Annotated in this window: 10 protein-coding genes; 4 read left to right on the forward strand and 6 right to left on the reverse strand. The window is 72.6% G+C overall.

Annotated elements, in window-relative coordinates; genetic code table 11:
- Positions 1–140: 140 nt before the first annotated feature.
- From ACZ45Z_RS03040 to ACZ45Z_RS03050, 3 genes are all read left to right on the forward strand, one after another.
- Positions 141–980, forward strand: a complete 840-nt coding sequence (locus ACZ45Z_RS03040; protein WP_468355564.1) for an endonuclease I family protein — start codon at positions 141–143, stop codon at positions 978–980.
- 155 nt (positions 981–1135) lie between these two features.
- Positions 1136–2425 carry a D-alanyl-D-alanine carboxypeptidase family protein gene (locus tag ACZ45Z_RS03045; RefSeq protein ID WP_468355059.1) on the forward strand — a complete coding sequence of 430 codons (1290 nt, stop codon included), beginning with the start codon at positions 1136–1138 and terminating at the stop codon, positions 2423–2425.
- A gap of 291 nt (positions 2426–2716) precedes the next feature.
- Positions 2717–2920 (forward strand): cold-shock protein, encoded by a 204-nt coding sequence (locus ACZ45Z_RS03050; RefSeq protein WP_468355062.1) that lies wholly within the window; start codon positions 2717–2719, stop codon positions 2918–2920.
- Positions 2921–3033: 113 nt separating this feature from the next.
- On the opposite strand, the gene ACZ45Z_RS03055 is transcribed toward ACZ45Z_RS03050, so the two are convergent.
- On the reverse strand, positions 3034–4059 hold the full coding sequence (locus tag ACZ45Z_RS03055) for an alpha/beta hydrolase (protein ID WP_468355065.1): 1026 nt from the start codon (positions 4057–4059) through the stop codon (positions 3034–3036).
- 193 nt (positions 4060–4252) lie between these two features.
- Here ACZ45Z_RS03055 and ACZ45Z_RS03060 point away from each other — a divergent pair, with 193 nt between their 5' ends.
- Positions 4253–4528, forward strand: a complete 276-nt coding sequence (locus ACZ45Z_RS03060; protein ID WP_468355068.1) for a hypothetical protein — start codon at positions 4253–4255, stop codon at positions 4526–4528.
- Positions 4529–4533: 5 nt separating this feature from the next.
- Here ACZ45Z_RS03060 and ACZ45Z_RS03065 read toward each other — a convergent pair whose 3' ends face one another.
- From ACZ45Z_RS03065 to ACZ45Z_RS03085, 5 genes are all read right to left on the reverse strand, one after another.
- On the reverse strand, positions 4534–7590 hold the full coding sequence (locus tag ACZ45Z_RS03065; RefSeq protein WP_468355071.1) for an alpha-mannosidase: 3057 nt from the start codon (positions 7588–7590) through the stop codon (positions 4534–4536).
- A gap of 77 nt (positions 7591–7667) precedes the next feature.
- Complete coding sequence (locus tag ACZ45Z_RS03070; RefSeq protein WP_468355074.1) at positions 7668–9752, reverse strand: endo-beta-N-acetylglucosaminidase; 2085 nt, start codon at positions 9750–9752, stop codon at positions 7668–7670.
- 120 nt (positions 9753–9872) lie between these two features.
- On the reverse strand, positions 9873–11261 hold the full coding sequence (locus ACZ45Z_RS03075; protein ID WP_468355078.1) for a glycoside hydrolase 5 family protein: 1389 nt from the start codon (positions 11259–11261) through the stop codon (positions 9873–9875).
- 93 nt (positions 11262–11354) lie between these two features.
- Positions 11355–12305 (reverse strand): carbohydrate ABC transporter permease, encoded by a 951-nt coding sequence (locus ACZ45Z_RS03080; RefSeq protein WP_468355081.1) that lies wholly within the window; start codon positions 12303–12305, stop codon positions 11355–11357.
- Positions 12302–13180: a carbohydrate ABC transporter permease gene (locus tag ACZ45Z_RS03085; RefSeq protein WP_468355084.1), complete on the reverse strand. Its 879-nt coding sequence runs from the start codon at positions 13178–13180 to the stop codon at positions 12302–12304. The genes ACZ45Z_RS03080 and ACZ45Z_RS03085 overlap by 4 nt, the downstream gene beginning before the upstream one ends.
- Position 13181 lies beyond the last annotated feature (1 nt).

Genomic DNA, 13181 nt, shown 5'->3' on the forward strand with positions numbered 1-13181 from the left:
GGAAAGCTACCTAACGGCCGTATATCCAGCGGCCGGCGCCGGCCGTCCCCCACACTCGCGGGCGGCGCCATTTCTCGGGGGAGAGGACACCATCCGTGGACAACATCCGCGTGAACCGTCGCGGCCGCAGTGCGCTGGCCATGACCGCAGGAACGATCCTGCTGGCGGTGGCGGCGCAGCTTCCGGCCACCGCCACGGCCACCCCGGCAGGCCACACCGACCCGGCCGCCGAGCGGCCCACCCGGCCCACCGGCGCCCGCGAAGCCGCCCACCTCGGCCGCACCGCCTACGACGACACCTACTACAAAGACGCCATAGGAAAGACCGGCCAGGCCCTCAAGGACGCGCTGCACCAGATCATCAGCGGCACGCAGACCGGCAATCTCGACTACTCCCAGGTCTGGGACGCCCTCAAGGACACCGACGAGGACCCGGCCAACAGCGCGAACGTCATCCTGCTCTACACCGGCCGCTCGCAGAGCAAGACCGCGAACGGCGGCGAGCCGGACGATTGGAACCGCGAACACGTCTGGGCGAAGTCGCACGGCGACTTCGGCACCGCCACCGGCCCCGGCACCGACATCCACCACCTGCGTCCGGCGGACGTGTCCGTCAACAGCACACGCGGCAACAAGGACTTCGACAAGGGCGGTACGGAGGTGGGCGAAGCGCCGGGCAACTACACCGACGGCGACTCCTTCGAACCCCGCGACGCGGTCAAGGGCGACGTCGCCCGCATGATCCTCTACATGGCCGTCCGCTACGACGGCGAGGACGGCTTCGCCGACCTGGAGCCCAACGACAGCGTCAACAACGGCTCCCAGCCGCTGATGGGCCGGCTCTCGGTCCTGAAGGAGTGGAGCCGGCTGGATCCGCCGGACACCTTCGAGCAGCGCCGCAACCAGGTCATATTCGACAAGTACCAGCACAACCGGAACCCGTTCATCGACCACCCCGAGTGGGTCAACGAGATCTGGTAAGTGATCGGTGGTCAGTTCCCCTACGGAGACAGGGGGCCTGACCGGCGAGCGTTCCGGGCCCGGCGGTGCGTGCGCCGGGCCCGGCGGTCGCGTCCGTGAACCGGATGGAGTAGGCAAACCAGGCACCGGGCCGGACCGGTTCCTAGCGTGGCCTCATGTCGTCAGCGAGTTGGCTTCCCGTCAGAGTCGGTACCACGACGGTTGTCTGTGCCGCGAGCCTGCTGGTCCTGTGCGGTCCGGCCGTCGCCGAGAGTCCGCGCGGCACCGACGACGCCCCGGCCCGTCCGGCCTCCTCCGGGAGCCGGCTGGACCGGCCCGGAGTGCAGTTCCAGCCCAGACCCGGCGTCCCCCGGCCACCCGGCGTCTCCGCGCTGTCCTGGGTCGTGGCGGACGCGCGCAGCGGCAAGGTCCTCGCGGCCAAGGACGCGCACCGCCGGCTGCCGCCCGCCAGCACCCTCAAGACCCTCTTCGCCGTAACCGTGCTCCCCAAGTTCCCGCAGGACGCCACGCACACCGTCACCGCGGCGGACGTGGCCGGCATCCGACCCGGCAGCGCGCTCGCCGGTCTGCGGGAGAAGACCCGCTACAGCGTCACCGACCTGTGGCGCGGCGTGTTCCTCAGCTCGGGCAGCGACGCCGTACGCACCCTCGCCGCGATGAACGGCGGCTGGGAGAAGACCGTCGCCGAGATGGGGGCGACGGCCCGGCGCCTCGGGGCCCGCGACACCGTCGTGAAATCCGCGGACGGGTTCGACACCGCCGGTCAGAACTCGTCCGCCTACGACCTCTCCCTCTTCGCCAAGGCCGGCCTGACCAACCGGGACTTCGCCCGCTTCGCCGCCACCAGGACGGCGCGCCTGCCCGAGAAGGGGGGCCCGCGGGCCTTCGCGATCCAGAACACCAACCGGCTGCTCGCCGGCACCCACGGCGTGCCGCCGTACCCCGGGCTGATCGGCGTGAAGAACGGCTACACGACCCAGGCCGGCAACACCCTGATCGCCGCCGCCCGCCGCGACGGCCGCACCCTGCTGGTCACCGTCATGAACCCGCGATCGGGCTCGGCCAACGCCGTGTACGAGGAGTCCCGCGCCCTCCTGGACTGGGGTTTCGCCGCCGCCCCGCGCGCCTCGACGGTCGGCTTGCTGCCCGCCCCCGGGCCCGTCCCGGCGCCCGGCGGGTCCGGCGGCCCGGTCCGTACGGCACGTCAGGCCATGCCGCTGCGGGAGACGGCGGGGAAGGCCGCGGGGCCGATGACGGACGGGAAGGCCGGCGACGTCGGGCCCACCGGGCGGGCCGAGGTCGGCGCCGGGGCGAGCGGCCGTCCCGCCGGGCGGTACGTCTGGTCGTTCTCGGTCGCCGCCCTGTTCTGCCTCACCGCCGGCGGCGTCTGCCTGTGGCGGCGCCGCCGCTCCCGGCGCGCCGGGTCCGGGCCGACGCCGGCGTGAGCGGGCCGGCACGCGGAAGCGGCCGGAGAAGGCGGGGAGCCACCGTGCGTATCGGGACGAACACGGTGGAGTCGCGCCCGGTGACCAGGACGCGTCTGCCGAGGTGTGGTGACTGCCGGGCACTGCTCGGTGTAGCGTCCTGGAAAGCTGTCGTGGTTCCGAAGTGCCGGACGCCCGTGTCGCATTCACGGGCGTTCTTTCTGTGCGATGCCTCTCCGGACCAGGGCGATCACCTCCGGGTTCCGCACGGCGCGGAGTCCGATTTCGAGCCCCTTGAAGAAGGAGACAGGTATGGCTACCGGCACGGTGAAGTGGTTCAACGCGGAAAAGGGCTTCGGCTTCATCGCGCAGGACGGCGGCGGCGCCGACGTCTTCGCGCACTACTCGAACATCGACGCCCAGGGCTTCCGTGAGCTCCAGGAAGGCCAGAAGGTGACCTTCGAGGTCACCCAGGGCCAGAAGGGCCCGCAGGCGGAGCAGATCCGCCCGGCCTAGTCGCCACCCGCACGGCGCCCGCTCCCGTCCCGGGGGCGGGCGCCGTCGTGTCTGCGGAGGCAGGCCAGGAGCCGGGTGGCGTCACTCGATCGGGCGTAAGCCGTCGGGGTCGCTCAGGAGCCGCCGGGGATCGGTGCCTTCAGGTGGTCGCTGATGAACTTGAGGGAGCCGGCCTCCATGCCCTTCTGGTAGTCCCAGGCGTTGTGCCGGCCGCCGGGTATGACCTGGAAGGCGGTATGGATCGGGCCCTTGCCGTACGTCTGTCGGAACCGCTCTATCCGCGACCTGACCCCGGCGGATTCCCTGGTGCCGGCCTGGAAGGCGAGATAGACGTCCGGACCGCCCTTGGCCAGCAGCCGCCGGGCCAGTTGCGCGGGATCGTTGGCGTCCTTCTCCGCCGGGTGGCCCGCCCACAGCGGCGAGTCCGGCACGAGGTCCGGGCCGCTGGCTATGACCGCCTTGAACTTCTCCGGGTACTTCAGCACCGACTTCAGTCCGGCGAACCCGCCCGAGGACGAGCCCATGAAGGCCCAGCCGTCGCGGGATCTGAACGTACGGAAGTTGGCCTTGGCCAGGCCGACGACGTCCTCGGTCAGCCAGGTTCCCATCTTCTCCCGGCCGGGGATGTCGCTGCCGTCGTGATAGCTGGTGTCCGGGTTGAGCATCGGCATCACCACGATGAACGGCAGGCTCTTGCCGTCCCGCGTCCACCGCGTCAGGTTCTCCTGGAGTTCGATGTCGCCGCCGACCCAGTAATTCGTGACACCGCCCTCCTCCTTCGGGCTGCCCAGGCCACCCGGCAGGGCTATCAGCACCGGAAATCCGCTCTGGGCGTATTTAGGGTCCGTGTATTCCTTGGGCGCCCACACCCACACACTTCCCGTGACGCCCGACTTCGCGCCCTTGAGCGTGGCCCGGCCTATATGCGTCCCGTCATCGAGCGTCCGGGTGATCCGGAAGTCGCTTTTGGGGCCCGTCGGCATCAGGGTGTCGCCGTCGACGGGCTTGACCCGCGCGGCCCCGCCGCCCTTGCCGCCCGCGTTGAAGTCGACCGGTTCCCCGGTCTGCGAACAGCCGGCGAGAAAGGCGCAGGAAGCGGTGAGCGTGGCCGCGAGAGCGACGGCACAGGGGGTTTTCAACGGTGACTCCGCGACTGGGTGAGCAGATCCAAGTGCCCATAAAGAGGGCAAACGACCGCCGGGGGTTCCGTGGCCGCGGACCGGATCACCTCGCCGGTCACCCACCCGGGCCAATGCGCCTCCGGGACATTCCGGCGCGCCCGGCCGGCCCGCTCGACAGGCACGGCGTCGCGGTCCGGCCGAGAATGCAGCGGTGAGCGATGAATACCGCAGTGCCGACGACACCGCGCCTCGCCGCATGCCGTGTGACGAGGAACGGCGGCTCGCCAGGAGAGCGCTGGCCGACCGCGCGCGGGACGCGGCCGACCTGACGCTGCTGATCGACATGCTGGATCTGGACCCGGCCCGCGACCCCTGCCATGAGGTGGCGCGCGGCCTCGACGCCGCCCGTGGCGGCCGGGAACGCAGAGGCGCGGCCCGGCGCGACACCTGCCGCGACGCCCGGTCCCGGTCGACCGGCCCCGGCTGACGGCCCTACCCGGCGTCCCCAGTACCCTCCGCCCTCCGCAGCCGCAGCGTGACGATCTGGAACGGCCGGAGCGCCATCCGCAGGGTGTTCCCGTCGCGGTCGAGCACCGGGCCGTCCTCGTCCGGCCGTTCCAGGAGGTCGGTGGCGACGGCGCCGGCCAGCTCGAAGGCTGTGGTCAGGGTGGTCCTGGCCCGCCCGCCGTGCGCCTCGTGCAGGCGGACGACGACATCGCCGCTCGCGTCGTCGGCGAGCTTGACCGCGGTGACGACACTCGCGTCGTTGTCGACCGTGATCAGCGGCGCCACCGTCCGGGCGCCGGCGACGCGGCGCTCGGGGAGGTTGATGCGGTGCCCTTCGCGTACGGCGTCGCCGATCGTGGCGCCGGGCGCCAGCGCGTGGCGGAAGTGGTGCACTCCCTGGTCCGTCTCGGGGTCGGGGAAGCGCGGGGCGCGCAGCAGGGAGAGCCGGACGGTCGTGGTGGTGGTGCCCCGGTCGCCGTGGTCGCGGACGGTGCGCGTGACGTCATGGCCGTAGGTCGCGTCGTTGAGGAGCGCGACGCCCCAGCCGGGCTCCTCGACGTGCACGAACCGGTGCGCGCACGCCTCGAACTTGGCGGCCTCCCAACTGGTGTTGGTGTGGGTGGGCCGGTACAGATGCCCGAACTGCGTCTCCGACGCGTAGCGTTCGGCGTGCAGGTCCAGCGGGAAGGCCGCCTTGAGGAACTTCTCCGTCTCGTGCCAGTCGACCTCCGTGCCGATGTCCAGGCGCCGCTGCCCGCGCGCCAGCGTCAGCGACTGCACCACGCGCGAAGCGCCGAAGGAACGCGTGACGCGGACCGTCGCCGCCTCCGGGGACACCTCGCCGAGCGTCAGCTCGTCCACGTCCGTCAGGTCGGTGACGGCGTTGCGGTAGAAGGCGTCCACGTCCCAGGCGTCCCACATGTTCGGGAAGTCGGGGTGGATCTGCAGCAGGTTCGCGGCGGCGCCCGGTGCGACGGCCTCGCGTCCGGCGCCGAGGTCGCGGGCGGAGACGATCAGGCCGCGATGGTCGATCTCGACCCGCAGCAGGCCGTTGGCCAGGACGAATCCGCCGCCGTCGCGGTCCGCCACCCGCACCTCGGCGCCCTCGGGCACCGCGGGCGCGAGGGCCCCGGCCGCGACCCCGCCGCGGGGGTGCGGCGCCGCGTTCGCCACCAGCTCCTCCTCGCCGTCACCGGCGAGCGCGGACAGCGCGGCGGCGATGATCTCCTCCAGCTCGGCGGCGACCGCGGCGTACGTCTTCTCCGCCTCGCGGTGCACCCACGCGATGGACGAACCGGGCAGGATGTCATGGAACTGATGCAGCAGCACCGTTTTCCACAGGCGGTCCAAAGCGGCGTAGGGGTAAGGGAGTTGGGCCGTCACGGCCGCGGTCGCGGACCACAGTTCGGCCTCCCGCAGCAGCGCTTCGCTGCGCCGGTTGCCGCGTTTGGTCTTCGCCTGGCTGGTGAGTGTGGCGCGGTGCAGCTCCAGATACAGCTCGCCCACCCACACCGGCGCGTCCGGGTATTCGGCCTCCGCCTTGGCGAAGAAATCCGCCGGCTTCTCCCATTCCACCGTCGGTGAGCCGTCGAGATTCCGCAGCCGGCGGGCCTTGGCGATCATTTCGCGGGTCGTGCCCCCGCCCCCGTCACCCCAGCCGGTCGGGGCCAGCGAATGCCGGGCCACGCCCTTGTCCCGGAAGTTCCTGGCCGCGTGCGCGATCTCCCGGCCCGCCATCTGGCAGTTGTAGGTGTCCACCGGCGGGAAATGGGTGAAGACGCGGGTGCCGTCGATGCCCTCCCAGCGGAAGGTGTGATGCGGGAAGGCGTTGATCTGACTCCAGGAGATCTTCTGCGTCAGCAGCCATTTCGCACCGGCCGCCTTGATGATCTGCGGAAGGCCCGCCGCGAACCCGAAGGTGTCCGGCAGCCACGCCTCCTCGTTCTCGACGCCGAATTCCTCCAGGAAGAACCGCTTTCCGTGCACGAACTGCCGGGCCATCGCCTCCGATCCGGGCATATTGGTGTCCGACTCCACCCACATGCCGCCCGCCGGCACGAACCTGCCCTCCGCCACCGCCCGCTTGACCTTCGCGTACACCTCGGGCCGGTGCTCCTTGATCCAGGCGTACTGCTGCGCCTGCGACATGGCGTACACGAATTCCGGCTCGTCCTCCAACAGCGCCGTCATGTTCGACGTCGTACGGGCGACCTTGCGGACCGTCTCGCGCAGCGGCCACAGCCACGCCGAGTCGATGTGCGCGTGCCCCACCGCGCTGATCCGGTGCGCGGACGCCCCGGCGGGCGCCGCCAGCACCTCCCGCAGCCGCTCCCGCGCCGCCTCGGCCGTACCGTTGACGTCCTGGAGATCGATGACGTCCAGGGCCCGGCCCACCGCCCGCAGCACCTCCCAGCGCCGCTGACCGTCCACCGGGAGCTCCGCCATCAGCTCGCCGAGCACCTCCAGATCCTGGATCAGCTCCCACACCGTGGTGTCGAACACCGCAAGGTCCATCCGCCCCAGCCGGTACCGCGGCTCGTCACCGGCCGTCTCCCGGTCCCCCAGAAGCGTCGGCTGGAACGGCGGGACGTCCAGGATGACGGGGTTGGACGCGGCCTCCAGATGCCATTCGACCCGCTCCCCGCCCCGGACCGGCGCACCCACCCGCACCCACTGGTTCCGCGGGTTGAGGCCCTTCACCGGCTCGCCGCCGGGCGTGTAGACGAGCGCCTCGCACTGGAAGCCCGGCATCCGCTCGTCGAACCCGAGGTCGAGCACCGCCTCGACGGTGCGGCCCGCCCACGCCCGCGGCACCTCGCCACGGACGGTGAACCAGGTCGTCGCCCAGGGCGCGCCCCACATGTCCCCGACCGCTACGGGCGTGCGCGGGGCGGCCAGCCCCTCGGCGACGGGCACCGGCTCGCCCGGCGCGACCCAGGCCGCGACCTCCAGCGGGACGGATTCCGGATACACGGCGGGCCGGACGCGTTCGTCCAGCACCCGCCGGAGACGGGCTTCGACCAGTGCGCGATCGTCATGCATGGGCTCGCTCCGTGGAGTTCGGGGGAGGGGCGGTGGTGGCGGCGGCCCGCCGGCGGCGGCCCGCACACGGCAGCGGTCTACCAGCGGTGCCGGACCTCGACCGGGTCCGACGCGCTGAACAGCTCGTCCACCGCGCGGACTTCGAGGACGGCGTACGGCTCGCTCCCCGCCCGGCGCAGCCCGGGCACGTGGAAAGCGGCGCCGCAGGTCCCGCCCAGGAAGCGGCGGCCACCGCCGGGCAGCCGGCGGTGCAGGGTGTAGTGGCGCACCGCTCCGGTGGCGCGCCGCCACCTCAGCCGCAGCGACGCCGACCCGTCGGCGGTGACCACATCGGTGATCCTCGGCCGACCGGGAGCGGCCGGCCGCCCGGCGCCTTCATGGACCGCCAGCGCCCCCAGCCGCCACGCCACCGCCCGTCCGTCGCGGCCGGTCAGCCGTACGCCCAGCGCGTGCAGGGTGCCGGCGCCGAGGGGCCCCAGGCGCACCGAGACGGTGCGCCAGCCGCCGCCCGGCTCGACGGTCCCGGCGGGCAGGAAGACGTACGGGGCGGGCTCGCCCGGCGCCGGCGGCTCCCGCAGGGCCACGGCCACCTCCACGGCCACCGGACCGGACGCCGCCTCCGCGCGGTGGGTGAGAGCGAGCACCGTGCCCGCGCCGGACGGCAGCCGGGCGGGGAACAGCTCCACGAGGGCGGGTGCGTCGAGGGCGCCGCGCACCAGCAGGCTGCTGCCGCCACGCCAGGCGGCGGCGAAGTCCACCGAGACGTCCGGGCGGCGGCCCGTGGTGCGGACCGACCAGCGCCGGGGCGGCAGTCGGTCCTGAAGGCCGAGATGGTTCCACGGCGCCTCGGAGGTGACCCGGCCCCGCTCGTACCAGCGCAGGCCGTGACCGGTGTTGAAGGTCGTGGCGAAGGGCAGCGCGGTGAGCGTCGAGCGGTCCGCGACCGCCGTGGCCGGGGCCCGCCAGCCGCCGGTGCCGCCCGGCCGGGTCGGATCGAGGCCCGCACCGCACCAGAACCGGTCGTCGGCGGCGTGGAACCGGCCCGGTGAGCGGCCCTCGGGCAGGTGATGCAGCGTCCACTCGGGCCGGTAGAAGCCGTAGGACACCACATGCGGGCCCTCGCGGGGGATGATCGCGTCCCAGTCGGCGGCACTGTCCCAGCCCGCCGACTCGACATCGACCCCGGCCCACAACTCGTAGCGGCTGCGCCCCAGTTGGCCCGCCAGTCGGCCCGAGTCGGCCAGCCGCCGCGCGGTCCAGCGGAAGTCCACGAACACCGAATCGGTGACCGGCCCCTCGGCGTCTTGGAAGAACGTCTGGTTCCGCTCGTTGAGCGCGCCCTGCCAGCCGACCCGGCCGCTCACATCCATCGCGTCGTACCACGTGACGCGCAGCCCCCGGCCCGCTCCCTCGGCGCGCAGCGCCCGCAGAAAGCCCCGCATGTCGGCGGCCAGCGCGGCGTCCCCGCCGTCGGTCTCGGCGTTGACGAACCAGCCGTCGAAGCCGTACGCGGTCGCCACCCGCACGAGCTGCGAGGCGAGCGGGAAGCGCCCCGCGGCGTCCTTGCGCACCAGGTCGCGGGTCCAGCGCAGGTCTCCGCCGTAGGCGGCCGGCGGCAGGAAGACCGTGCCCAGTACGGGTACGCCGTTGCGGTGGGCGGCGTCCACGACCGGGGCGTTCGGCGCCAGCACCAGGCCCTCCGCGGAGGAGCCGCCCCAGAAGACCAGCTCGTCCAGGTAGGCCCAGTGGGTCGGGGTGTAGTAGTCGGCCGTCGCCGAGCCCTGCGAGGGGTTGCCCGCGGTGTGGTCGAAGGCCGCGAGGGCGCTGATCCGGGCCTGGCCGGACCGGGCCGTGGTGTTGGCCGGGACCGGCGTGAACCGTTCGGCGAGCGGCACGGTGGCCGTATTGAACGCCAGGTCACGATCGCCCTCGGGGGTCCACGCCGCCAGGCTCCGCCAGACGACGCCGTCTCCGGGCGTGCCCGGGGGCAAGGAGTCGGGGAACCAGTACGCGGCGTACGGCTGCGACGCGTCCGTGGCGCGGTCCCCGGCGCGACCGGTGGCGGCCGTGCCGGTGGGGGCCGGGCTGAGCAGGGCGGCCGCGGCACCCGCCCCGGCCAGCACCACCCGGCGGCGGGACAACGGGACCGGCTGCTGGGGCATGGGACTCCTCCTACGGCGGGCGATGGCAGGGCGGGCGAGGGAGGCGGGCCTCCCGAGGGGCGCGGACCGGCGGCGATACGGGGCGGGGAGGGATGCGGACCGGCGACCACGTCCGGCGCGCTAGAGGACCTCTTCAGGTCTACAGACTTCGGCGATCCCGCGTGACGTCAAGTGCGCCTTTTCCGCCGCCCGTTGGGCCAGGACGAGAGTCGGCCGGGCGCCCCGGGCGGTGAGCTTCGCCCACGCCTCGAAGACGGGGCCGCCGGGCGCGCACACCGACCGGCGCGGCGCGCTCTCGGCGTCACCGGCGTCCACGACCAGCGCGGTGCCGCGTACCGGCGGCCGGTGCTCGCGCCCGCGCCACTCCGCCACCAGCGCGGCGATCACCTTTCCGACGGGCTTGACCGTACGGTCGTTGCCGAGCAGCCCCAGGCCGTACTCCAGCTCGGGGAAGTCCGCCAGCGACCGCGACACGTCGTGCGAGCACCACCAGGTGACGCCCCACAGGCCCGGGCAGTCCAGCGCGTTCAGCACGGTCGCCTCGGTGAAGTGCGCCGCCCGGTCCGGCGGAATGTGCGGGGTGGGAGCGCCGACCTCCTGGAGCCACACCGGTCGGCGCGGGTCCACCGCCCACGCTTTGGACAGCTCGATCAGATACGCGGCGTGGTGCTCGGTCGCGGTGCCGGCCGGACCGTGGCGCTGCGCGGTGCCGTTGAACACCCAGGAGTGCACGGCCGTCATGGCACCGCGCCGGGCGGCCTGGGCGGGCGTGAAGGGGTGGCCGTCGCGATACCAGGTGGCGTCGTACTCGGCGTGCAGATGCGTCCGCCCGGGGGCGCCGCGCTCACAGGCCGCCAGCATCCGGTCCAGCCATGCCGCCGCCTCGGCGCCGGTGATGTGGTCCGGATCGGGGTGCGGGCCGTCGGAGAACTGGTTGATCTCGTTGCCGAGCGTCATGCCGAGGAAGTTGGGTCGGTCGGCCAGCGCGGCCGCCAGCGTCCGCAGGTACTCCTCCTGACCGGAGAGCACGTCGGGGTCGGTGAAGATGTTGCGGCGGTGCCAGGTCCGCGTCCAGGCCGGCAGGAAGTCGAAACTCGACAGATGACCCTGCAACCCGTCGACGTTGACGTCCAGCCCGCGCTCGGCGGCGGCGTCCGCCAGCAGCACCAGTTGCTCCACGGCGCGCGGCCGGATCAACGACCTGTTGGGCTGGAAGAGCGGCCAGAGCGGGAAGACCCGGACGTGATCCAGGCCGAGGGCGGCGAGGGAGTCCAGGTCGGCGCGCACGGCGTCGAGGTCGAAGTCCAGCCAGTGGTGGAACCAGCCTTGGCTGGGGGTGTAGTTGGCGCCGAAGCGTAGGTGGCGCCGGTGGCCGGGGCCGTCCTCGGGACCGGAGCGCGTCGGGCGCCGGTGGCCGGGGTCGTCTTCGTCACCGGAGCGCATCGGGCGCCTATTGCCGGGGTCGTCTTCGTCACCGGAGCGCGTCGGGCCGGGTTCCTGCACGGGCATGCGGATTCCTGTCGGTACGGGGGCGGACGGGGGCGGACGGGACGGCGGCGAGCGGGTCGTACGGCATCCGGCGGCGGCGCGGGGCCGGCCCGCTCAGCCCTTCACGGCGCCCTCGCCGACGCCGCGGAAGAAAGAGCGCTGGAGGCAGGCGAACAGCACGATCAGCGGGAGGACGGCGATCACGGTGCCGGCCGCGACCAGCCGCTGGTTGTCCGCGAACGTGCCGTGCAGGAAGTTCAGGCCGATGGTCAGGGTGAACTTCGACTGGTCGCTCAGCACGATCAGCGGCCACAGGAAGTCGTCCCAGGCACCCATGAACGCGAAGATCGCGACCACGGCGAGGGTGCCCTTGACCGAGGGCAGCGCGATCCGCGCGAACCGCTGCCAGGCGTTGGCGCCGTCGACGAACGCGGCCTCCTCCACCTCGTACGGCAGTCCGGCGAAGGCGTTGCGCATCAGCAGCACGTTCATCGCCCCGATGCAGCCGGGCAGCAGTACCCCGATCAGGGTGTCGTTGAGCTGGAGCTCCCGCATCGTCACGAACTGGGCGATCATGATGCTCTCGACGGGCACCAGCATCGCCATGACGAAGACCACCAGCGCCGTCCTGCGGCCCCTGAACCGCAGCCTGGCCAGGGCGTAGCCCGCCAGCGCGGCGCCCAGGCAGTTGGTCAGCACATTCGCGGTGGCGACCTTGAGGGAGTTCAGCGCGAAGTCCCAGACCGGGATGATCTCCGCGACGCCGGCGTAGTTGCCGAGGGTGACCTCCCGGGGGATCAGGTCGGGCGGATAGCGGTAGATGTCCTCACCGGCGCCCTTGAGGGACGTGGAAAGCTGCCACAGGAACGGCCCGACGGTCAGCGCCAGCACGGCGAGCAGCAGCAGATAGCGGACCAGCACCCGCCACCAGGGCCCGCGCCGCTTCCCCGGCCCGCGCCGCCGCCCGGCGGGTCCGCGCCCTGTGGGCCCCGAGCGCTCGCGCGCCGTCCGTCCCCGCCCGGCCGTACGCCGCCGGGTCCGCTCCCGCTCGGTCGTGGCACTCATCCGTCCTCCCGGCGATTGGCGCGCAGCACCAGCAGCATCAGCCCCAGCGTGATCACGAAGACCACGACGGACAGCGCCGAGGAATAGCCCACCCGGCCGCTGAGACCCGTACCGACCTGCTGGACCAGCATCACCAGCGTCGTGTCCTCGCCCCCGGGGCCGCCGGTCGGACCGGCCATCAGATAGACCTCGGAGAAGACCTTGAAGGCGCTGACCGAGGACAGCGCGGCCACCAGCACCATCGTGGAGCGCAGCGCGGGAACGGTGACGGTCAGGAAGCGGCGCACCGGCCCCGCGCCGTCCACCGCGCACGCCTCGTGCAGCTCCCGGGGGACGTCGGCCAGCGCCGCCAGATAAATGATCATGTAGTAGCCGAGTCCCTTCCAGACCGTCACCGCCATCGCGCTGAGCAGCAGCAGCCAGGGATCGCTGAGGAATCCGACCGTGCCGAACCCGGCGGTCTCCAGCAGCGCGTTGATCAGCCCGCGATCGTCCAGCAGCCACACCCAGATCAGTCCCACCACGACGACGGAGGCGACCACCGGCGTGTAGAACGCGGCCCGGAAGAACGTGATCCCGGGCAGCCGCCGTTGGACGAGCAGCGCCAGCAGCAGCGGCAGGACGACCAGCAGCGGTACGACGCCGATGACGTACAGCAGGCTGTTGCGCAGCCCCGTCCAGAACATCGCGTCGTGGATCAGCTCCTGGTAGTTGGCCCCGCCGACGAACCGTCCCGCGGTGAGGGTGCGGGCGTCGGTGAAGGAGTGCGCCACGGTGCTCAGGAACGGATACAGGCCGAATCCGGCGACGACGAGCAGGCCGGGCGCCAGGAACAGCCACGGGCTGGACGGGAGCTGCCTGCGAGCGGTCCTCACG

The sequence above is a fragment of the Streptomyces sp. NPDC031210 genome (assembly GCF_055570395.1).